The sequence below is a fragment of the Pseudoxanthomonas sp. CF125 genome (assembly GCF_900104085.1).
GTDB lineage: Bacteria > Pseudomonadota > Gammaproteobacteria > Xanthomonadales > Xanthomonadaceae > Pseudoxanthomonas_A.
In genome coordinates this window covers 1,859,086-1,879,672 of the sequence record NZ_FNLD01000001.1, presented here as the reverse complement: position 1 = coordinate 1,879,672, position 20,587 = coordinate 1,859,086, and the positions used below count along the sequence as shown (strand labels likewise).

General features: G+C 64.6%; 24 protein-coding genes and 1 other RNA gene. 7 read left to right on the top strand and 18 right to left on the bottom strand.

Annotated features, from left to right (window positions below):
* Positions 1-101: 101 nt before the first annotated feature.
* Complete coding sequence (locus tag BLR66_RS08440; protein WP_093283213.1) at positions 102-536, bottom strand: hypothetical protein; 435 nt, start codon at positions 534-536, stop codon at positions 102-104.
* A gap of 179 nt (positions 537-715) precedes the next feature.
* On the opposite strand from BLR66_RS08440, the gene BLR66_RS08435 reads away from it, so the two are divergent.
* Positions 716-1,102, top strand: coding sequence for a hypothetical protein (locus tag BLR66_RS08435; protein WP_093283210.1), 387 nt, complete (start codon positions 716-718; stop codon positions 1,100-1,102).
* A gap of 142 nt (positions 1,103-1,244) precedes the next feature.
* Here the strand turns inward: BLR66_RS08435 and rpiA are convergent, their stop codons facing one another.
* The 7 genes from rpiA to BLR66_RS08400 form a co-directional block, all read right to left on the bottom strand.
* Positions 1,245-1,898, bottom strand: coding sequence for a ribose-5-phosphate isomerase RpiA (gene rpiA, locus BLR66_RS08430; protein ID WP_093283206.1), 654 nt, complete (start codon positions 1,896-1,898; stop codon positions 1,245-1,247).
* Between the two features lie 113 nt (positions 1,899-2,011).
* Positions 2,012-2,479: an EVE domain-containing protein gene (locus BLR66_RS08425; protein ID WP_093283202.1), complete on the bottom strand. Its 468-nt coding sequence runs from the start codon at positions 2,477-2,479 to the stop codon at positions 2,012-2,014.
* Positions 2,476-3,075: a 5-formyltetrahydrofolate cyclo-ligase gene (locus tag BLR66_RS08420; RefSeq protein ID WP_093283197.1), complete on the bottom strand. Its 600-nt coding sequence runs from the start codon at positions 3,073-3,075 to the stop codon at positions 2,476-2,478. The genes BLR66_RS08425 and BLR66_RS08420 overlap by 4 nt, the downstream gene beginning before the upstream one ends.
* A 214-nt stretch (positions 3,076-3,289) precedes the next feature.
* Positions 3,290-3,474, bottom strand: a non-coding RNA gene (ssrS, locus tag BLR66_RS08415) — 6S RNA.
* A 124-nt stretch (positions 3,475-3,598) separates the two neighbouring features.
* A complete protein-coding gene (locus tag BLR66_RS08410; protein WP_093283192.1) occupies positions 3,599-3,901 on the bottom strand; it encodes a cell division protein ZapA in 303 nt (100 codons plus the stop codon).
* Complete coding sequence (locus BLR66_RS08405; RefSeq protein WP_093283188.1) at positions 3,898-4,116, bottom strand: TIGR02449 family protein; 219 nt, start codon at positions 4,114-4,116, stop codon at positions 3,898-3,900. The genes BLR66_RS08410 and BLR66_RS08405 overlap by 4 nt, the downstream gene beginning before the upstream one ends.
* 231 nt (positions 4,117-4,347) lie before the next feature.
* Positions 4,348-6,609, bottom strand: coding sequence for a putative bifunctional diguanylate cyclase/phosphodiesterase (locus BLR66_RS08400; RefSeq protein WP_255402346.1), 2,262 nt, complete (start codon positions 6,607-6,609; stop codon positions 4,348-4,350).
* Positions 6,610-6,766: 157 nt separating this feature from the next.
* Here BLR66_RS08400 and BLR66_RS08395 point away from each other — a divergent pair, with 157 nt between their 5' ends.
* The 3 genes from BLR66_RS08395 (at position 6,767) to BLR66_RS18865 (ending at position 9,191) form a co-directional block, all read left to right on the top strand.
* Entirely contained in the window at positions 6,767-7,309 is a 543-nt protein-coding gene (locus tag BLR66_RS08395; RefSeq protein WP_093283180.1) for a UPF0149 family protein, read from the top strand.
* Entirely contained in the window at positions 7,309-8,661 is a 1,353-nt protein-coding gene (pepP, locus tag BLR66_RS08390; protein WP_093283176.1) for a Xaa-Pro aminopeptidase, read from the top strand. The genes BLR66_RS08395 and pepP overlap by 1 nt, the downstream gene beginning before the upstream one ends.
* A gap of 269 nt (positions 8,662-8,930) precedes the next feature.
* On the top strand, positions 8,931-9,191 hold the full coding sequence (locus tag BLR66_RS18865; RefSeq protein ID WP_143014588.1) for a hypothetical protein: 261 nt from the start codon (positions 8,931-8,933) through the stop codon (positions 9,189-9,191).
* A 499-nt stretch (positions 9,192-9,690) separates the two neighbouring features.
* Here the strand turns inward: BLR66_RS18865 and BLR66_RS08385 are convergent, their stop codons facing one another.
* From BLR66_RS08385 to rph, 10 genes are all read right to left on the bottom strand, one after another.
* Positions 9,691-10,146 (bottom strand): YybH family protein, encoded by a 456-nt coding sequence (locus BLR66_RS08385; RefSeq protein WP_093283171.1) that lies wholly within the window; start codon positions 10,144-10,146, stop codon positions 9,691-9,693.
* 96 nt (positions 10,147-10,242) lie between these two features.
* Positions 10,243-10,572 (bottom strand): low molecular weight protein tyrosine phosphatase family protein, encoded by a 330-nt coding sequence (locus BLR66_RS08380; RefSeq protein ID WP_093284590.1) that lies wholly within the window; start codon positions 10,570-10,572, stop codon positions 10,243-10,245.
* A 10-nt stretch (positions 10,573-10,582) separates the two neighbouring features.
* Positions 10,583-11,926, bottom strand: a complete 1,344-nt coding sequence (gene pepQ, locus BLR66_RS08375) for a Xaa-Pro dipeptidase (RefSeq protein WP_093283168.1) — start codon at positions 11,924-11,926, stop codon at positions 10,583-10,585.
* Positions 11,927-12,047: 121 nt separating this feature from the next.
* Positions 12,048-12,395 (bottom strand): PilZ domain-containing protein, encoded by a 348-nt coding sequence (locus BLR66_RS08370; protein ID WP_093283164.1) that lies wholly within the window; start codon positions 12,393-12,395, stop codon positions 12,048-12,050.
* Positions 12,392-14,827: a DUF1631 domain-containing protein gene (locus BLR66_RS08365; protein WP_093283160.1), complete on the bottom strand. Its 2,436-nt coding sequence runs from the start codon at positions 14,825-14,827 to the stop codon at positions 12,392-12,394. Before BLR66_RS08365 ends, BLR66_RS08370 begins: the two co-directional genes overlap by 4 nt.
* A gap of 94 nt (positions 14,828-14,921) precedes the next feature.
* Positions 14,922-16,103 (bottom strand): radical SAM family heme chaperone HemW, encoded by a 1,182-nt coding sequence (gene hemW, locus BLR66_RS08360; protein WP_093283157.1) that lies wholly within the window; start codon positions 16,101-16,103, stop codon positions 14,922-14,924.
* On the bottom strand, positions 16,073-16,369 hold the full coding sequence (locus tag BLR66_RS08355) for an antibiotic biosynthesis monooxygenase family protein (protein ID WP_176943798.1): 297 nt from the start codon (positions 16,367-16,369) through the stop codon (positions 16,073-16,075). The genes hemW and BLR66_RS08355 overlap by 31 nt, the downstream gene beginning before the upstream one ends.
* Before the next feature lie 20 nt (positions 16,370-16,389).
* Complete coding sequence (gene rdgB / locus BLR66_RS08350) at positions 16,390-16,986, bottom strand: RdgB/HAM1 family non-canonical purine NTP pyrophosphatase (RefSeq protein WP_093283150.1); 597 nt, start codon at positions 16,984-16,986, stop codon at positions 16,390-16,392.
* The gene (locus tag BLR66_RS08345) at positions 16,983-17,375 is read right to left on the bottom strand and encodes a VOC family protein (protein WP_093283143.1); all 393 of its coding nucleotides are present in this window, start codon (positions 17,373-17,375) and stop codon (positions 16,983-16,985) included. Before BLR66_RS08345 ends, rdgB begins: the two co-directional genes overlap by 4 nt.
* A 106-nt stretch (positions 17,376-17,481) precedes the next feature.
* On the bottom strand, positions 17,482-18,207 hold the full coding sequence (gene rph, locus BLR66_RS08340) for a ribonuclease PH (RefSeq protein ID WP_093283139.1): 726 nt from the start codon (positions 18,205-18,207) through the stop codon (positions 17,482-17,484).
* A 67-nt stretch (positions 18,208-18,274) separates the two neighbouring features.
* On the opposite strand from rph, the gene BLR66_RS08335 reads away from it, so the two are divergent.
* The 3 genes from BLR66_RS08335 to rpoZ all read left to right on the top strand — a co-directional run bounded on the left by BLR66_RS08335 (position 18,275) and on the right by rpoZ (position 20,353).
* The gene (locus tag BLR66_RS08335) at positions 18,275-19,135 is read left to right on the top strand and encodes a YicC/YloC family endoribonuclease (RefSeq protein ID WP_093283135.1); all 861 of its coding nucleotides are present in this window, start codon (positions 18,275-18,277) and stop codon (positions 19,133-19,135) included.
* A gap of 132 nt (positions 19,136-19,267) precedes the next feature.
* Positions 19,268-19,879, top strand: coding sequence for a guanylate kinase (gene gmk / locus BLR66_RS08330; protein WP_093284586.1), 612 nt, complete (start codon positions 19,268-19,270; stop codon positions 19,877-19,879).
* Between the two features lie 174 nt (positions 19,880-20,053).
* The gene (gene rpoZ / locus BLR66_RS08325) at positions 20,054-20,353 is read left to right on the top strand and encodes a DNA-directed RNA polymerase subunit omega (RefSeq protein ID WP_093283131.1); all 300 of its coding nucleotides are present in this window, start codon (positions 20,054-20,056) and stop codon (positions 20,351-20,353) included.
* Positions 20,354-20,587 lie beyond the last annotated feature (234 nt).

The window sequence follows — 20,587 nt, the reverse complement described above, 5'->3', positions numbered from 1 at the left end:
GAACCGCGGCCGGGTTGCGCCGATTTACGGTTCGGCGCTGCGCTTCCTGCCGGATTGCCAGCCGCCCGGGAGATGCTTTTGCCGCATGACGGGTCGCCGGTTCAGTCGCAGCGATCGTGCGGAAACAGGTAGCTGGAAATGCGCGCGGCGACCTGCACGTTGTCGCGGTAGTAGGCCGCGTTGTCGGCCAGGTCGTGCCAGCGGCGCTGGTCGCGCGCTAGTCTCAATAGCTGCCGGGTCATGCGCAGCAGCGTGTCCGGTTCCGGCGTGGCGTTGTGCTCCACGCAATATTCCAGCAATTCCAGGAACAGTTCCGAACGGTCCTGGCAATGCTCCGCTTCCTGCCGGGCGCTGCTGTGGAGCCGGTCGAGCTGGGCCTGGGGCAGAGTGGTGATGCCGACATCGGCCAGGTTCGGCCGGGAGCTGCCCTGTAGCAGGTGGACCAGGCTTTCCAGACTGGTGTGGGTAGCGGCGGGCTCGGGCGAGGGTTCCCTGGAAGTTTCTTCGCCCGGTTCACCCGGCAACGACAGGCTCATCGGCATCTCTCCGTGTCATCAAGGCCAATCCGGCATGGCATGGCCAACACCGACGGGGAATACGAGGCAGGGCGTCCCGTCATTATCGCCTTGGAATCACTGTATTAACATAATAAGTTCATGTCAATGAACATTAAATGTGAATCAGGGGGTCATGTGCACCAGTAACTTCCCTTGTCATGAGCGACGAGCGACAACAGTTTTCCCAACGGCTGGCCGAAGCGATGCGGACACTCGGCTATGAGCCGCGTCCGGCGGTGCTGTTCCGTTTGTTCAATGCCAAATATCGTGGCCGTTCTGTGAGTTTCCAAACCACTTCGCGCTGGTTGAACGGGCATTCCATGCCCGAGCAGGACAAGCTGCAGGTGCTGGCGGCCCTGTTCGGCATCGAGCCGCAGGTGCTGCGTTTCGGCAAGGATTCCAAACACCGGGTGGCCGAGACGCAGGCAGCCTGGCCAAGCGGGACCGGGGCGCGCGAGCGTCAGGTGATCGAAGCGTTCCTGGCATTGCCGCCCAAGCGGCGCGAGTTGGTGGGCGAATTGGTCAAGGCGTTGTCCAAGACTTGAATCCGCTTTGCCCCCTTTGGAAAAGGGGGCTTACGGGGGATTTGCTTTTGCTCTGTTTGTAAGCAAATAAAGCTCCAGAGTGTCAGCAGGAGCGCTGTTGGCGGCTTACTCCGGCCTGTGGCGTCGGAGGCGTAGCCCCGACCTACAACACCCGCGGCGGCTCGCCGCCGATGATCACCACGTCGGCCGGGCGGCGCGCGAACAGGCCCACCGAGACCACGCCCGGGATCTGCGACAACTCGCGCTCCATGGCCACCGGATCGACGATGGCCAGCCCGTGCACGTCGATGATCACGTTGCCGTTGTCGGTGACCACGCCGTCGCGCCACACCGGCTGGCCACCGGTCAGCGCCAATATCCGCCGCGCGGCCAGGCTGCGCGCCATCGGGATCACTTCCACCGGCAGCGGGAACTTGCCCAGCACCGGCACCTGCTTGATCGGGTCGATGATGCAGACGAACTTCGCGCTGGCCTCGGCGATGATCTTCTCGCGGGTCAGCGCCGCGCCGCCGCCCTTGATCAGGCGCTTGTGCGGGTCGCATTCGTCGGCGCCGTCCACGTACAGGGCCAGATCGCCGGTGTTGTTGAGCTCCATCACCTCGATGCCGTGCGCGCGCAGGCGTTCGGTGCTCTGGTCGGAGCTGGAGACGGTGCCGGCGATGCGGTGCTTGATCCGGGCCAGCGCGTCGATGAAGAAGGCCACGGTGGAGCCGGTGCCGACGCCGACGATCATGCCGTCTTCCACGTACTCGATGGCTTTTTCGGCGGCCAGGCGTTTTGCTTCGTTCTGCGACATGTCGGATTTCCTGTTGATCGTATCTGCAACTGTAGGAGCGGGCCCTGCCCGCGACGAAGCCTTACCGGTAGAGCCTGTCGCGGGCAGGGCCCGCTCCTACAGGGAGGGGTGATTCATTCCAGCGACAGCAGCAGCTTCCACTGCGCCGCGCTGACCGGCGATACCGACAGGCGCGAACCGCGCTGGGTCAGTGCGAAGCCTTCGCCCAGCGCATCGGCGTGCTGCTTGATCTCTTCCAGCGGGATCGCGCGCTTGAGCTTGCGCTCGAAAGCGACATCGACCAGCGACCAGCGCGGTTCCTCGCGCGTGCTCTTGGCGTCGAAGTAGTCCGACTTGGGATCGAACTGGGTAGGGTCCGGATACGCCACGCTCGCCACCTTGGCGATGCCCACGACTGCGGGCACCGCGCAGCTGGAGTGGTAGAACAGCACGCCGTCGCCGACCTGCATCTGGCGCATATGGTTGCGCGCCTGGTAATTGCGCACGCCGTTCCAGGGTTCCACGCCTACCTTCTGCAGGTCGTCGATGGAGAAGGCGTCCGGTTCGGACTTCATCAGCCAATAGCGTTTGCGGCTACTCATGGGGCTTCGTACTCATGGGGCTCGGCCAGCAGGGTTTCGGTTTCGGTGCAGATCGCGTCGGGCAGCACGTCCCAGGCTTCGGCGGCGAGCCGGTCGATGCGTTGCGCGTCGAAGCCCACGCCGACCAGCCAGGGCGGCGGCATCGAGGCGTTGCGGAAGGCGAAGCTGCGATCGTACCAGCCGCCTCCCATGCCCAGACGGCGGCCGGCGCCATCGAATCCGACCAAGGGCATGGCCACCAGCGACATCGCTTCGGGCGGCAGTGCAGAGGCTGGCTCCACGTCCGGTTCCGGAATGCCGAAGCGATTGGTCACCAGCGCGTCGCCCGGCCGCCACGGCGCGAACCGCAGCTGGTTTTCGTGATGCAGCACGGGCAGGCAATAGACCAGTGCGCGCGGCAGGCGTACTTGCCAACTGTGCAATGCGATCTCGCCATCCATCGCCCAGTACCCGGCGACGTAGCCGGAAGTAGGCGCGAAAGCGAGCGAGAGCAGGCGATTGGCCAGCGCGTCGGCCGCGGCGATGCGTTGCGGGGCGGGAATGGCGCGGCGCTGCGAACGCAGCTCGGTGCGCAGGCGGGCGCGGTCCGGAATCATGGGGCAAGCCGCGCAGGAAAATTCATGTGCGGAATTCTAAGCCAAGCCGGGCCTGACGGCCGAATGCCGTAGCGGAAAACCAGAAACGAAGAGGTGCGCCGTGCCGGACGGATGGCGCGATCGGAGGCCCGGATTGCCAACCGGATTACCAATTCGACGGAGACCCGTCGAATCGCGATGAACAGGGAGGCCACTGCTCATGCGAGGAAGAAATACATCCTCCGCCATGACGATGCTTGCGAAACGACCTTGAACCCGGGGTTCAAGTGGGAAGAGTTGGGGGCCTTCGGGCTTTCCGCTGCGAGGCGGACATGCACTCCTGGCTTCCGTTCCCTTCCCGTGGTCGTATTTAAGGGACAAGGCGAATGTTTTGCACGCCGTCGTTCACGGCAGAGGATGCGGAGGCCAGTATAGCGACGTCGCCGGAAATGCAAAGTCCGTTCGTCGGTCGAAATTCATTCTGCAGTGTGCATCGTCGTGATCGTGTTTGTTCCACGCAGCGGCGAGCGACCGTGAAACAGGATCAGCGCGGCGATTCCAGGACGCTGTCCAGCCTGCGGTGCAGATCGTCCAGCGTGGTGGAAAGCTCGCGGTCGCGCGCGCTGCGTTCGTCGCGCAGCTGCTGCAATTCGTGGGCCAGATTGAGCGCGGCCAGCACCGCCACGCGGTCCACCGCCGCCATCTTGTTGCCGCCGCGCACCTCGCGCATTTTGCTGTCCAGCAGTTTGGCCGCAGCCATCAGGCTGCTGCGCTCGCCCGCTTCCACGCCCACGGTGTATTCGCGGTCCAGGATGTGCACGCTGACCGGTTCGCTGCCGGCGCTCATGTGTGCTGCTCCAGCGACTTCAGGCGAGTGATCATGGCTTCCACGCGCGAACGCGCCTGTTCGTTCTTGGCCAGCAACTGCGAGCGCTCGCCGACCAGTTGTTCCTGCTGGGTTCGCAGGCTGCGGTTTTCGTCCGCCAGGCGTTGGCAACGTTCGACCAGCGCCTGCACGCGCGCGGCCAGGGTGCGGAGCTGTTCGATGGCGTCGTTGTCCATACGGCCACGATAGGGGTGCGCCGGGCAGGCGGTCAAGCTGCGGCTGCAGGAGCAGGCTGGAACGTCGTGAAAGCTTGTGGGAGCGGTGCGTGGGAGCGGCGTCCCGCCGCGAGCTTTTGCGGTCTTAAATCTGAAAGACGCAGGAAACCATCGGCATAGCTCAGAGCTCGCGGCGGGACGCCGCTCCCACGGGCCGCTCCCACCCACGCGCCGCTCCGAGCGACGCCGCGCTCAGGAAGCGACCGCGATCTCGTGGCCCATGCCGTACTCGCGGATGAAGCGCAGGCAGGCGTCCGGAGGCAGGGCGTGGGAAATCCAGTGGCCCTGGATCTCGTCGCAGCCGTGGTCGCGCAGGAACTGCAGCTGGGCGGCGGTTTCCACGCCTTCGGCGATGACGTTGAGCGACAGCGAGTGGCCCATGTTGATGATGGTGCTGGTGATGGCTTCGTCATCGGTGTCGTGGGTCAGGTCGCCTACGAACTCCTGGTCGATCTTCAGCGTGGTCAGCGGCAGGCGCTTGAGGTAGGCCAACGAGGAATAACCAGTGCCGAAGTCGTCGATGGCCAGCGACACGCCCAGCCGGCGGCACGCGCGCAGGGTGTCGGCATTCTTTTCGGGATTGGCCATGATCACGCTTTCGGTCAATTCCAGTTCCAGGCAGTGGGCGGACACTCCGGTCTCGGCCAGGATGCGCGCCACCACGTCGGACAGATCGCCGCGCTGCAATTGCAGCGCCGAGACATTGACCGCCACGGTCAGGCCGGGCAGGCCTTGCTGGTGCCAGCCGTGCACCGTGGTCAGCGCCTGCCGCAGCGCCCAGGCGCCGATTTCCAGGATCAGGCCCGATTCCTCGGCCAGCGGAATGAACTGGCCGGGCGAAACCTCGCCGAAGTCCTTGCTTTGCCAGCGCAGCAGCGCCTCGACTCCGGTGATGCGGTGCTTGGCCAGGGAAAGGCGCGGCTGGAACACCAGGGTGAGTTCGTCGCGTTCCAGAGCCCTGCGCAAGGCGCTGGCCAGGATCGCGCGGTGGCGGGTTTTCTCGTCCATCGCTTCCGAATACACCTGGTAGGTGTGGCGTCCGGCGGCCTTGGCCTGGTACATGGCCGTATCGGCGTGCTTCAACAGGTCGGTGGGCACCTGGGCGTGGTCCGGATACAGACTGATGCCGATGGAAGGCGATACCGACAGTTCCAGGCGCTCGCCGAAGCTGAGCGGCAGCATGAAGGCGTCGATGATCTGCTGGGCGACGGTTTCCGCGTCCTCCATCGAACCCACGTCTTCCAGCACCACGGTGAATTCGTCGCCGCTCAGCCGCGCCACGGTGTGCTGCGCGCCCACGGTCTGCTGCACGCGCGCGGCGGCGGCGCGCAGGATGCGGTCGCCGGTGGCATGGCCCAGGGAGTCGTTGATGTCCTTGAAACGGTCCAGGTCGATGAACAGTACGGCGACTTTGCCGTTCTCGCGACGCGCCCGCACGATGGCGCGCGACAGGCGCTCGGACAGCAGCGAGCGGTTGGGAAGACTGGTGAGGGTGTCGTAGTTGGCCAGGTAGCGCAGTTCCTGTTCGGCGCGCTTCTGTTCGGTGATGTCGTTGAGCACCTGCACGTACAGATTGCGCTGGCCGCTGGCGTCGGGCACTACGTTGGTCTCGACCTTGCAGAGGATTTCCTCGCCGTCCTTGCGCAGCCGCCACATCTCGCCGGACCAGCGGCCGTCGCGGCCGATGTCCTCGCGCATGCGCTCGTGCAACGCGGCATCCTGCTGACTGCTGTCCAGCATCTCCACGGGTTTGCCGATGACTTCGGCATCGGCGTAGCCGGTGATGCGGGTGAAGGCCTGGTTGACGGCGATGAAGTTGTAGTCCCAGTCCAGCACCGCCACCGCTTCGCTCATGCTGCGCATCACTTCGCTGGCGATACGGTGCTCGTATTCGGCGTTGCGGCTGGCGGTGATGTCGCGCGCGGTGCCGGCGATGCGCAGCGGCCGTCCCTGCAGGTCGCGTTCGACCACGCGGCCGCGCGCGCGCACCCAGGCCCAAGTGCCGTTGCCGCTCAGGTCCATGCGGTGTTCGGACATGAACAAGGGAGTTTCGCCCTGCAGATGGCTGCGCAGTTGTTCCATCACCAGCGGCAGATCCAGTTCATGGATGGGCGGGACGTCGCCCTGCCGGGTCAGCACGGTGATTTCCGCCGAATGCGCGGTGCTTTCGTCCGCGCGCATGTGGTGCAGGCGGCGCCTGATCAGGTCGTAGTCCCAGAAATGCTCGCCCGAGGCCCACAGCGCCAGTTTCAGGTGCTCGTCGCGCTCGCGCTGCGACTCGGTCCTGGGCGGCTCGAAGGTTTGCCGCTGCCTGGACTGCCAGTAGCGCTGCGCCGCGATCGCCAGCACCACCGCCAACACCAGCAACGCCACCCCTATCGCGGCCATCCGCGCGCCCGGAGGGGCTGACGGTATGGCGGTTGCGACCGTAACGGCGGCGGAAGCGAATGGCATGACGGGGTCTGCGGGTCCTCGCCGCGCGGAATGCGGCCGGCGGATTGGCGAGTGTAGGCACGCCGAGGACCGGACAACAAGCGGTCCGCACGGGTTTTCGTTGCTACACTTTCCGCCCGGGCTGTCGCTGTCCGAATTGCTTTACGGAATACGTTGAATGGCCGAGCTCCCCCTCATCGATGATGTGGCCCAGGCTTCCCGGCGCGCCGGGCTGGCCGCGGAACCTTCCGAGTTGCATGGCGCGTTGTGCGGCTGGTTGTCCGGCGGCGGCGAAAATGCGGCGAACTGGCCGGCGCGCGTGCTGGCCGACGACAGTCTGCCGGCGCCGGAAGCGGACAGTGCGCTGGATCAATTGCGCAAAGCCAGCGTCGCCCAGCTGGACGACCGCGGTTTCGGCTTCGAACTGCTGCTGCCGGAAATAGACGATTCGCTCAACGCGCGCGCCGATGCGCTGTTCGACTGGTGCCGCGGGTTTCTCGGCGGTTTCGGTCTGGCGGCGGGCGCGCATCCGCCGTTGTCCGAGGAAGCGGAGGAAGCCCTGCACGATCTGGCGCGGCTGGCCCAGGCGGCGCCGGAGAGCAGCGACGATGACGAAGACGAGCATGCGCTGGCCGAGATCGAGGAATTCGTCCGCGTCGCGGTTCTGCTGCTGCATGGGGACTGCGTACTGGCGCCGCGCCATCGCCAGAGCCTGAACTGATGAAAGCGTCGACGGGCATCGCCGCCGCCGAGTTCGCGCGGCGACGCAAACAGCTGATGCGGATGTCCACCGACGACGCGATCCTGATCCTGGCCGCCGCGCCGGAGCGCGTACGCAGCCACGACACGCATTACCCGTACCGCCAGGATTCGGACTTCTGGTACCTCAGCGGATTCAACGAGCCCGAAGCGGTGCTGGTGCTGGTGCCGGGCCGCAAGCACGGCGAGGCGTTGCTGTTCTGCCGGGAACGCGATCTTGAACGCGAGGGTTGGGACGGCCCACGCGCGGGCCAGGAAGGGGCGGTCGACCAGTTCGGCATGGACGACGCCTATCCCATCGAGGACCTCGACGAGATCCTGCCCGGGTTGCTGGAAGGCCGCTCGCGCGTCTATTACCACTTCGGCCGCGACGCCGAGTTCGATCTCAAGCTGATCGGCTGGGTCAACCGCGTGCGCGAACAGGTCCGTCACGGCGCGCAGCCGCCGCACGAATTCCTGGAGTTGGGCCATCTGCTGCACGAGCTGCGTCTGTTCAAGTCGAAGGACGAACTGAAGCTGATGCAGCGCGCGGCCGATATCAGCGTACAGGCGCATGAAGCGGCGATGCGCGCGTGCCGCCCCGGTATCCACGAATACGAGCTGCAGGCCGACCTGGAGCGCGTGTTCCGCGCCAACGACGCCTGGCCGGCTTACGGCAGCATCGTCGGCGCCGGCGCCAATGCCTGCGTGCTGCACTACCGCGCCAACAACGCGCGCGCCGCCGAAGGCGATCTGGTGCTGATCGATGCCGGCGCCGAGTTCCGCGGGTATGCGTCGGACATCACCCGCACCTTTCCGGTCGACGGCCGTTTCAGCAAAGCGCAGCGCGCGCTGCACGATCTGGTCGGCGCCGCGCAGGCGGCCGCCTTGGCGCAGGCCAGACCGGGCGTGCCTTACGAAGCCGGCCACAACGCTGCGGTGGAAACCTTGACCGAAGGCCTGCTGCAACTCGGTCTGTTGAAGGGAAAGCTGGAAAAGAATATCGCCAGCGGCCAGTACCGCCGCTTCTACCGGCACAAGACCGGCCACTGGCTGGGCCTGGATGTGCACGATGTGGGCGAATACCGCCTGGCCGGAGAATCGCGCCTGTTGGAACCGGGCATGGTGTTCACCATCGAGCCCGGCCTTTATGTGTCGTCCGACGACACCACGGTCGATGCGAAGTGGCGCGGCATTGGTATCCGTACCGAGGACGACGTGCTGATCACTGCGGATGGAAATCGCGTGCTGACCGATAAGCTGGCGCGGAGTGCGGATGAGATTGAAGCTCTGATGGCTAAAAGGAGCCGCGCAGCCGCTGAGCCGGAAGAATAGGTGCGCGGATCGAGTACAGCGTTATATGCGGGTGACGTCATAAATTACGACTGTTACTGCTCGGCCGATTATCGCCAATGCATAGCGATCGAATACTCAATTCGTCGCGTGTGCGTGCCATCGCTCACAGTAATGCCAACATGCCTGGCGGTGACTCCGGCAATTGTGAGTTGCATTTAGCATCGAAGCATGTCGATCATTTAGTCGCTGAAAGCTTCAGCGGTGTTGGCTAATGATGGCCGCATTGAAAATAAGAATGGAGAATGCATATGCGTAATTTATCAAGCAATGAAATTTCGGTGGTCGATGGTGGTTATGGCGGTACACCACCGCTCGGAAGTCCGAACGCTTCCACTTATTTTGAAAGGTGTATGAGCTACACCAACCCTAATGCATCTACCAGCGCGGCTCTTACCTTGGCGGCGTTGATTCCTGGAGTCGGTACGGCTCTCACATTCCTTGGTGTCGTCAACACGATCGGCACTGGCACCGCATGTGGACTGGGTACGCTTCAATACGCGCAGCATTGATAAGTCGAGATATCGCGCAATGGACAAGAATCGAGCTTCTTACCTTTGTTACACCGCAATATTCCTGTCGATATCTGGGGTTATATCGCTCATAGGCCGCCTTCTTCCACATGCTTACTGGCAGCTTGGCGTCGCTTTCGTTGCCGCAGCGATCTGCATCTTGAAGCGGAGTCGGAAAGTTCGTTAGTTTGTCTGTGCTAGCTGCCGGACGTGTCTGGCAGCTAGCTTTTCATCAAGAAGATAGAAGAACTTGCTCCGAAGCGTGCGCTCAATTGGTTTACAAGGATTGGCTGCTCCCACGAATGAAGTTCTATGAATATGCTCAATCTTAAGAAGCAGAAAACAACCTTGATCCTATTGGCGTTGTTTATCTCTGTCTGGACCCAAAGGATCCATATCCGTGACTTCTTTGACGGCGTTCTTCAAGGCTATTCGATGAATATCGCCAATCATATCGTCGCGGAATGAATTGAAAGAGAGGCCGAAATTTCTTCTGTGATCATGGGCTCTTTGGCAGCGGCAACGAAGCCTGTCCAAACACGTAGCGCCAACCGTCCTTCGTGCGCACATAGGTATCGCTGAACCACAGTTGGTAGTCGAACGGCGTACCATCTTTGTTCGTGCCCTGCATCCACAGCTTGGCGGTGACCACCGCGGTATCGCCCCACACACGCACGGTCTGCTCGCTGTCTTCCTGGTGCGTGTATTCGCGGATGTGGTCCTCGGCTTCCTTCAGCAGATCCGCCTTGGTCGACACCGTTCCGTTGCCGATGACCAGGATGAAATCGTCGGCGAGTATCTTCGCCATGCCGGCGGCATCGTTGGCTTTCACGGCGGCCTGGTACTGCGTGTCCAGCGCGGCGACGGCGGCGATGTCGTCGCTTTCCGAAGCCTGCGCCGCGAACGGGGCCAGCACAAGGAGCAAAGTGGCGATGCGTGGCGGTTGAATTTTCATGAGGCATTCCGGTTGTTGGAAGGCCTCCAGACTATGGCCTGCCTGGACCCGAAGCTCGCCGTTTTCGGACAAGGTCACCCTGTCGCTGAAGCCGCTTTATGAGGCAGGCAGATACCTGGGAACACGGGCTTTCAGCAGCTCCACCAGCGCCGGTTCCATGTAGTCGAAGTCATCCGGGATTTCCAGGCAGACCATGCGCTTGCTGGCCAGTTGCGCGCTGAACTTCGCCGACAGTTTCGAGCGATGCGCGCGTTCCATGACCAGGATCAGATCGGCCCACTGCAACAGTTCCGGTGTCACCGGGTTGTCCGCATCGCGATTGATGCCTGCCGAAGCGGTTTCGATGCCCGGCCACGACGCGAACACCTGTTCGGCGGTCGGACTGCGCAGCCGGTTGCGGCTGCATACGAATAGAACGTTCCTGATCGTCGTCGGCTCAGGCCGCGGCCGCAAACGCAGGCCGGGTCAGGTTGTCCGCATCGCCCTGCGTGCACATCACCTCGTCCTCGATGCGTATGCCGCCATAGGGGCGGAACGTACTCACGCGTTCCCAATCCACGCTGTCGGCGTAACCGTTCTTCTTCACTTCGTCCAGCAGCATGTCGATGAAATACAGACCCGGTTCGATAGTCACCACCATGCCCGGCTCCAGCACGCGCGTCATGCGCAGGTACGGGTGTCCGGGCGGGCGCGGAATCTTGCCGCCGCGGTCGCTTTCGGCGAAGCCGGCCACATCGTGCACCTGCAGGCCGATGGGATGGCCCAGGCCGTGCGGGAAGAAGGCGGCGCTGACGCCGGTTTCCAGAGCGGCTTCGGGAGAAACCCTGATCACTCCGAAATCCTTGAGGATGCCCATCAAAGCCAGGTGCGCATCGATGTGCAGTTGCTTGTAATCGACGCCGGCGCGCACGCCCTTGCCCATTTCGATCTGCGCGCGGTCCACCGCATCGATCATCGCCTGGAACTCGCCCGACTTGTCGGCCGCGTAGGTGCGGGTGATGTCGCTGGCGTAGCCGTGGAAGCTGGCGCCGGCATCGATCAGGAAGCTGCGCGAGGGAGCGGGCGCGGTACGGCCCAGCTCGGTGTAGTGCAGCACCGCGCCGTGTTCGTTCAAAGCCACGATGTTGTTGTAGGGAAGTTCGCCCAGGTCCTGGCCCACGGCGCCGCAATAGTCCATGTGGATGGCGAACTCGCTCTTGCCTTCGCGGAAAGCGGCTTCGGCCGCGCGATGGCCGCGTACGGCCAGGTGCTGGGCTTCGCGCATCAGTGCGATTTCGTACGGGGTCTTGTAGGAGCGCTGGTACTCCAGGTAATCCACTACTGCTGCCGGGTTATTGGGAGCGTAGTCGCCCAGCGCGCTCTGCGGCTCGCCCAGGATCGCGCAGCGCGCGGCCGGTTTGGGCAGCAGCGCCAGCGCTTCTTCCGGCTTGCGGATGATGTGGATGTCGAAATGCTCCACCCACCAGCCGCTGGGCGCGTCGGGCACCACATGCCAATAGTCGAAAGGCTGGTAGAAGATCACCTGGGGGCGCTGGCCCGGCCGGCTTGTATCAGATGTGTACACCAGCCAGCTGTAGGGCACGCGCGTCAGCGGCAGCCAAGCCTTGAACTGCGGGTTGACCGCATACGGGTAATCGCGGTCGTCGAAGACCTGGTAGTGCTGGGTGCCGCTGGGCACGACCAGATGGTCGAAGCCGCCGCGCGATAAAGCCTCGTCCGCGCGCTGTTTCATCGTGGCCAGGTGGTCGGCGTACAGGGCGTTGAAGTCGGGCTGGGTCATTGCGGCTACTCGTCTGGACTCCCGCAATTCTGCCGCAATTGGCGTTTCCGCGCCGTAGGTCGGGGCTACGCCCCCGACGCGGCGGAGTTGAGTTCTCGCGCGTCGGGGGCGTAGCCCCGACCTACGACCTTGCTTCGGGGCGCGCGATCCAATCGCGCAGCATCGACAGCTGGCCTTCGTCGATGGTCAGGAAACGCAGGCCCGCCCAGCTCTGGCCGGGCGTATTGGCGCTGCCTACCCAGATCAGGTGCGCGCCCACGTCGATCGCGATCGCCCGCCCGCTGGGGTCGGCGATCTCGAACCGCAGCTGGTACAGCGCGTCCTCCACCAAAGGCGCGTTGGCCACCAGCAGCATGCCCGATTCGGAAAGATTGCCCAACCGGCCGATGATCTGCTCGGACATGGTGTCGACCACCATCACCGGCTCGTGCACATTGCGGCGCTGGTTGCGGCGCGAATCGTTGCTCATGCGTTCGCTCCCTGGCCCGTCGCGGGGGCGCTGGTGAAACTGCGCAGCGCGCTGACCGTGGCGCGCCAGGCGCGATCGATCAGGCGGCCCTTGTCCTGGGTGACCACGTGCACCTGCTCGAGCGCCATCAGCCGCGCCAGGCTGTCCATCGACTGCTCGCCGATGCGCTGGCCGCGCTGGTTGACGAACAGCGCGTGGTCGGTGACCGGGCTGTACCAGGACAGGCGCTGGCGGGTGACGTCGCCCTGCTGGTTCTTGACGAACTCGAACCAGGTACCGAACGGCAGCGTGCGCAGGTAGTCGTGGCACTCCTGTTCCTTCGGCGTGCGCTCGATGTGCTTCTTCTTTGGAGCCTCCACCTGTTCGCCCAGGCGGGCGCGGGCTTTGAGGCGTGCGGTAAGCTCGGTTCGCGAAGTGGCCTCGTCGTCCTCGGCGCTGGACAAGCGTCGGGCGATGGCCGCCGCTTCGTCTGGGTGGTAGCCCACTTGCGACAAAGCCGCTTCGATCTTCGGGGTGAGTTCGCCATCGGTCAACGTGGCGCCTTCCGCTTCGCTGGCGCCGCTGGTGGCCTTGGCGATACGCTGGGTGAGTTCCACCTGTTCGCGCCATTCCTCCGAATCCTGGCCGTTGCGCAGCTGGGTCAGCGTGAGCACGTCGGCCCAGGCCTGGTTCAACAGGGCCTGGACGAATTTCGGCGGCACCTGTCCGTGCAGCGCGGTATCGATGGTTTCTGCGGCGCGCTGCTTGGCGATCTCAAGACGGTCCTTGCCGCGCGCGGCTTCCACGTGCCGCCGCTCGGTGACTTCGGCTTTGCGCGCCATCGCGCGGAAGTGCGCCTGCACATCGTTGTTGACGCTCTCGAACACCTCGTCGTCGCCGTTGTAATCGGTGACCACCCGATTCACGGCATGGTGCAGTTTCTGCAGCAGCTGCGGGTCCGCGTCGTCTTCGCCCAGCCAAGCGGCGCCGGATTCGGCCACCGAGTTCAGCAGCTCGCGTGCCGGATGCTGGGGGCGCAGGAAGAATTCGCGATCGTGCAACGCCGCCTGCGCCACCGGCACCTGCAGCCGCACCAGCAGATCAACCGCAGGCGCGTCGCGCTGCACTTCGCGTTCGATTTCGTTGTACAGCAGGCCGAGCAGTTCGAAGGTGTCGGCGTCCTGCTGCACCAGCGCCGCCTGCGGGCCATGCTGTTCGCGGACCTGCGCGAGCATGGCCTTCTGCACGTCCAGCATGGTGCGGCGCGGCTGGCCGGGTTCGGCCGCCACCGGGGCGGCCTGCAACGAACGCAGCGAGCTCAGTACGTCGTGGGTGGGAAGCGGGGTGCCGGTTGCGTGTGTCCCGGTCGCGAAAGAAGCGACTGCGGCGCCTGACGGTCTGGCGCCGGCCTGTCCGGCAGGACCCGTCGATGCCGGTCCCGTCGAACCAGACGACATCGCCGCACGGCGCCCTTGCAGCAGTTGCTGCAAGGTGGCGAAAGAAGACGCATCGCTGTTCGCCTGCTCTGCGGCGGCATTGCCGATACCCGGGATGGCCTGCGCCGCGTCGGCATGGCCGGAAACCGGCGCGGCAACGGCCGAGGCCATGGCCTGCTGACCGAACGCCGACCAGGCCGAAGGCGAGGAATGCCCGTACCAATCGGTCATGGGACGCGACGCGCCTTCCGATGGGTGGGGGCCGCTATGGCCAGGCCTGCGATTTCCCTCGTCGCTGCGCGCGCGTTGCGGCGCAAAGACCAGGCCCGGCAGCACGCCTTGCTGGGCCAGCAGGGTGTTGAGTATCTCCATCCAGCCGAGGTAATCGGCCAATGCCTTCTGATCGAAGGCCTTGTACAGCAGCAGCTGCGAATCCAGGTCGATCTTGAAAGCCGCGGCGACCGAAGCGCGCAGCACTTTGCACAAGGTCTGCGGCCCGACCGGCAGCTGCGCGGCGTCGAACGCGGGCGAACCGGCCAGTACCCCGAAACGCTGGCCCATGAGATAGAGCGGCGTACGCGCACGCGCGTCGTGGCGCCGGGCGATTTCGCGCAGCACGATGTCCTGGTCCATCTCCGCGTCTTCGACCAGGGTCATGGTCTGGTATTCGATGCGCTCGTGCGCGTCCTTGGCCGGCACGGCGCGCGGCAGGCGGATGGCGGCGAACTCGCCTTCCAGTCCGGCCAGGAACATCGGCAGCAGGTCGGCGCGGCTCTTGCGCAACCCGTGCAGGTTGGCGAATTGCTCGGCCTGCTTTTCGTTGCTGCGCGCGCGTTCGGCCAGCTTGAACAGCTGTTGTTCGGATTCGACCAGCATCTGGCCGATGCGTTCGCTCAGATCCAGAGAGACCCGGCCGAAAAAGACGCCCAGGATCTTGCGCACGCGTGGCGGCAGCGACGACGCTTGCGCGATCGTTGCCGGCATGGACGAAGGCAGGGCGGGCGGTACGCTGGACATTGTTGATTGACTCCCCTGATGCCGGTTTTAACACATTCCCCAGCGGCCAGCGCGGCGGGGGGGCGGGTCTGTAGCTCTGGTTACCGCTGCAGGGCTACGGTTCCAGGAACAGTTCCACCACATCATTGGTGAAGCGGCGGCCAAGTTCGGTGGGCACCACCCGGTCGCCCGCGACCGCCACCCAGCCGCGTACGCCGGCCTGCGCCAGGGGGGCGGCAATGCGATCGCGCTGCAGGCCGGTCCAGGCTTCGAAATCGGCCAGTGCGAACCCTTCGTTGAGCCGTAGCGCATTGAGCATGAACTCGAACGGACGCCGCCCGGGCGCGATGCGTTCGTCGCCGCCCAGCGATTGCGCAGTGCCGGCTTCGGCCAGATAGGCGGTCGGATGCTTGGTCTTCCAGCGCCGCAGGATGTCCTGCTCCGCGCCCAGCGTGAGCTTTCCGTGCGCACCCGCGCCGATGCCCAGGTAATCGCCGAAACGCCAGTAGTTGAGGTTATGCGCGCACTGCCGTCCGGGCCGCGCGTAGGCGCTGACTTCGTATTGCGCGTAGCCAGCATCGGCCAGCAGGGCCTGGCAGCGTTCCTGCATGTCCCAGGCGCTGTCGTCGTCGGGCAGGCCCTTGGGCGGCCGGGCGAAGAACATCGTGTTCGGTTCCAGGGTCAACTGGTAATGCGAAATATGCGCAGGCTGCAGGGCGAAGGCGCGCTGCAGATCGTATTCGGCCATCGCCAGATCCTGGCCGGGCAGCGCGTACATCAGATCCAGGTTGAAATTGTCGAAGCCCGCGTCCTGCGCCAGCTTCACCGCGCGCTCGGCCTCGGCGCTGTCGTGGATGCGGCCCAGGCGCTTGAGGCAGCCGTCGTCGAAACTCTGGATACCGAAACTGATACGGTTGACGCCGGCCTCGCGGTATTTATCGAAGCGTCCGTGTTCGGCGGTGCCCGGATTGGTTTCCAGGGTGACCTCCAGATTCGGCGCGAAGCGCAGCCGGCTGCTGGCGGTTTGCAGAAAACGGTCGATCTGCTCGGGCGGGAACAGGCTGGGCGTGCCGCCGCCGAAGAACACCGAGTGGATGCTGCGCCCCCATACCAGTGGCAGATCCTGGTCCAGGTCGCGGATCAGCGCATCCACATAACCGGCGAAAGGCAGCGTGCCTTTGCCTTCATGCGAATTGAAATCGCAGTACGGACATTTGCGCACGCACCATGGCAAGTGCACGTACAGCGACAGCGGAGGCGGGATCATCATGGGACGGTGTAGCGGCCGATGCGGCATTCGTCCAGGGTCAGCGTATCGCCCAGTGCGTCGATTTCCGCATAACGCGGCGCGGCGGCGCGCTGGAACGCATCGTAGTGCGCTTCGCTGAGCCAGCGGTCGATGGTGAGGTAGGCGCCGGCTTCGTGGCTGCGCAGCAGTTCGGTGTCCAGGTAGCCGGAATACTCGCGGAACAGCGCGACCCACGCCCCTTGCGGGCCGTACAGGGCCTCGAAAGCGGATTCCGATCCCGGGCGTACCGCGTATTCCCAAATCACCACGAACATCATGCCTGTCCCAAGAAGGCCTACCCTAGCGCCGATCGCAGGCGTTCGCGCAACAGCGCAAGGGCCTGGCCGCGATGGCTCAGCCGGTTCTTCAGTCCTGGCTCCATTTCGGCCGCGGACTGGCCATGAAGCGGATCGAAGAACACCGGATCGTAGCCATGTCCGCCGTTGCCATGACGCTCGTGCAGGATGCGGCCGTTCCATTGGCCTTCCACGATCAGCGGCTGCGGATCGTCGGGATGGCGCAACAGCACCAGCACGCAGTAGAAATGCGCGGTACGAAGGTCGTCGGGGATTTCCCCCAGCACCTCCAGCAACTTGTCGATATTGCGCGAGGCATTGCCGTGCTCGCCGGCGTAGCGCGCCGAATACAGACCGGGCGCGCCTTTCAACGCGTCCACGCAGATGCCGGAATCGTCGGCCAGGGCCGGCAGACCGGTGACTTGCGCCGCGTGGCGCGCCTTGATCAGCGCGTTCTCCACGAAGGTGCTGCCGGTTTCGTCGGCGTCCTCGACGCCCAGGTCGGATTGGGCCAGCAGTTCTATGGCGTCGCCCGCCAGCAGTTCGCGCAGTTCCTGCAGCTTGCCCTGATTGGAGGAGGCCAGTACCAGTCTCATGCTTTCAATTCCAATAAATCCCACTTGTTGCCGTAACGGTCGCGGAACACGGCTACGGTGCCGTAGTCCTCCTCGCGTGGCGTTTCCAGGAACTCCACGCCTTTGCCGGTCATGGCACGGTGATCGCGCCAGAAATCGTCGGTCTGCAGAAAGAATCCCACGCGTCCGCCGGTCTGGTCGCCGATGCGCGCGTGCTGGGCGTCGTCGCTGGCTTTGGCCAACAACAGGCCGGTCTCGCTGCTGCCCGGTGGCGCCACGCGGACCCAGCGCTTGCCGTTGCCCAGGTCGGTGTCTTCCAGCAGCGTGAAGCCGAGCGCGCCGGTGTAGTGGGCGATGGCGGTGTCGTAGTCGTCTACGACCAGAGTGATGAGGCTGAGGGTTTGTTTCATGGCGTCGATTGCAATGTCAGAGTGCCGTGGGAGCGCCGTCCCGGCGCGAGCTCTTTCTCGCCGAACCCCAGGAGCTCGCGCCGAGACGGCGCTCCCACGTTTGGGGTCATAGCGCCAATGCGGCGCGCTGCGCGGCGAATAATTCGCCGATGCCTTTCTCGCCCAGCGCCAGCAGGTCGTTGAGTTCGTCGCGGCGGAACGCGTGGCCTTCGGCGGTGCCCTGCAGCTCGATGAAGCCGCCGCCGTCGTTCATCACCAGGTTCATGTCGGTATCGCAGTCGCTGTCTTCCGGGTAGTCCAGGTCCAGCACCGGCACGCCGCGATAGATGCCGACCGACACCGCGGCCACTGCGCCGTGGATCGGATCGCGCTTGATTTCGTTCCTGGCCTTCAGCCAGTTGACCGCATCGACCAGCGCCACGTACGCGCCGGTGATGGCGGCGGTGCGGGTGCCGCCGTCGGCCTGCAGCACGTCGCAGTCCAGGGTGATGGTGCGTTCGCCCAGGGCGTTGCGGTCCACGCAGGCGCGCAGCGCGCGGCCGATCAGGCGCTGGATTTCCAGGGTGCGCCCGCCCTGCTTGCCGCGCGAGGCTTCGCGGTCGCTGCGGGTATGGGTGGAGCGCGGCAGCATGCCGTACTCGGCGGTGACCCAGCCTTCGCCCTTGCCGCGCAGGAAGCCCGGCACGCGGTTCTCCACGCTGGCCGTGCACAGCACCCGGGTCTCGCCGAAAGACACCAGTACCGAGCCCTCGGCATGGCGGGTGTAGCCGCGCTGGATGCTTACTTCGCGCATCTGCTCGGGGAGGCGGCCACTGGGGCGAACGACGGTCATGCGCGAATCCGTAAAAAGGGCGGGCTAGGTTACCATTCGCCTCCCGCAGCACGGCCCGGCCTTGACCATGATCCGCAGCATGACCGCTTACGCCACCGCCGAGCGCGCCACCGAGGGCGGCACCCTGGCGTGCGAATTGCGGGCGGTGAACCACCGCTTCCTGGAGCTGGGCCTGCGTTTGCCCGAAGAGCTGCGCGTGCTGGAACCGGCGCTGCGCGAGCGCATCTCCGCGCGCATCGCCCGCGGCAAGCTGGATTTCTCGCTGCGCCTGCGTTCGCCCGAAGGCGAGGGCGGACTGCAACTGAATGCAACGCTGGTGAGACAGTTGTCCGAACTGGCGCTGGACATGACCGCGCGCTTCCCGGCGCTGCGCACCGAGTTCATCGACCTGCTGCAATACCCGGGCGTGCTGCAGGCGCGTTCGACCGATGCCGAGGTTCTGCAAGCCGAAGCGTTGGCGCTGCTGGATACGCTGCTGGACCAGTTCGTCGGCGCGCGCGAGCGCGAGGGCGAAAAGCTGGCGGTGGCGATCAGGGAGCGGGTCGATGCACTGGCCGCGCGCGCGGCCGAGGTGCGCGAACTGATTCCGGTCATCCGCGCCGGCCAGCGTCAGAAGCTGGACGCGCGCTTGGCGGACCTGGCCCAGGCGGCCGATCCGGGACGCGTGGAGCAGGAACTGGTGCTGTGGCTGCAAAAACTCGATGTGGACGAAGAACTCGACCGTCTGGACAGCCACATCAAGGAAATCCGCCGGGTGCTGAAGCAGACCGAGCCGGTGGGCCGCCGCCTGGATTTCCTGCTGCAGGAGTTCAATCGCGAGGCCAACACGCTGGGTTCCAAATCGGTCGATGTGCGTACCACCAATATCGCGGTGGAATTGAAGGTGCTGATTGACCAGATCCGCGAACAGGTGCAGAACATTGAATAAGGCCGGGATTCGGGATTCGGGATTCGGGAATGGGAAGAGCCGCTGGCTTTTCAGGGTTCCGGCTGTCCTGGTGGCATGCGGATCTATTTTTTCCCCAATCCCCAATCCCCAATCCCCAATCCCGTCATGACCATGCGCGGAACTCTTTACGTAGTCGCCGCGCCCTCGGGCGCCGGCAAGAGCAGCATCGTCAACGCGGTGCTGGCGCGCGATGCGCAGATCGCGCTGTCGATCTCGTTCACTTCGCGCCAGCCGCGCCCGGGTGAACGCCACGCGCAGCATTACAACTTCGTCAGCGAGGACGAGTTCCAGCGCATGATCGACGCGGAGGATTTCTTCGAGTACGCCCGGGTGCACGGCGACTGGAAAGGCACTGCGCGCCAGTCGGTGGAGCCGCAATTGAATGCCGGCAAGGACGTGCTGCTCGAGATCGATTGGCAAGGCGCGCGTCAGGTACGGGCCAAGGTGCCCAACGCGGTCAGCGTGTTCATCCTGCCGCCCTCGCGCGAGGCGCTTGAGCAGCGCATGCGCAACCGCGGCCAGGACAGCGAAGCGGTGATCGCGCAGCGGCTGGCCGCCGCACGCGAGGAAATGTCCCACTACGGCGAATTCGATTACGTCATCGTCAATGAGGTCTTCGACACCGCGGTGGAGGAGATGTGCGCCATCTTCACCGCCAGCCGTTTGCGCAAGGAGCCCCAGGTGGCACGGCACGCCGGGCTGATCCAGACCCTGCTGGGGTAGTCCTGGACCGTCCCGCTTGCGCCACGGAAGCCAGGCCGGGGTTGCTTTCTGCGCTCAAGTTATTGATTAGCAAGGGCGAAAAGACCCAAATGCTTGCATGCGGCCGGCTCCGGCCCTACAATCCGCGCCCCTTTCTGTATTAATCGCGCGGCCCCCGGGTCGCCGGGAGCCCGCATGGCCCGCATCACCGTAGAAGATTGCCTGGAAGTCGTCGACAACCGTTTCGAGCTGGTCATGATGGCCGCCAAGCGCGCCCGCCAGTTGGCCAACGGCGTTGAGCCGACCATCGACAATCACGAGAGCGGCGACAAGCCGACCGTGCTGGCGCTGCGCGAGATCGCCGCGCGCAAGATCGACAATGAGCTCATCGACCGGGTCGAGAAGGCCGAGCGCGAACGCGCCGAGCGCGAGGCGCTGGAATGGGCCGCCGCGGAAGTGGTCGCCGACGACGATCTGTCCAAGGGCGACGACTGATCGGTTTTTCGGTCTTCGGTTGCTTATCGAACGGCCCGCGAAAGCGGGCCGTTCGTTTTTCAGGAATATTGGGATCACTGGCGATGGTTCATCGCGACCTGCCCCTCCAGTCGTCATCCCAGCGAACGCTGGGATCCATCTTGATCTTGCTCTGGCTTTTACTTTTGCTTCAAAGCAAAAGCGTTTCGCGCGCTGCGCGAGTCACTTTTCTTTGAACGGCAAAGAAAAGTAACC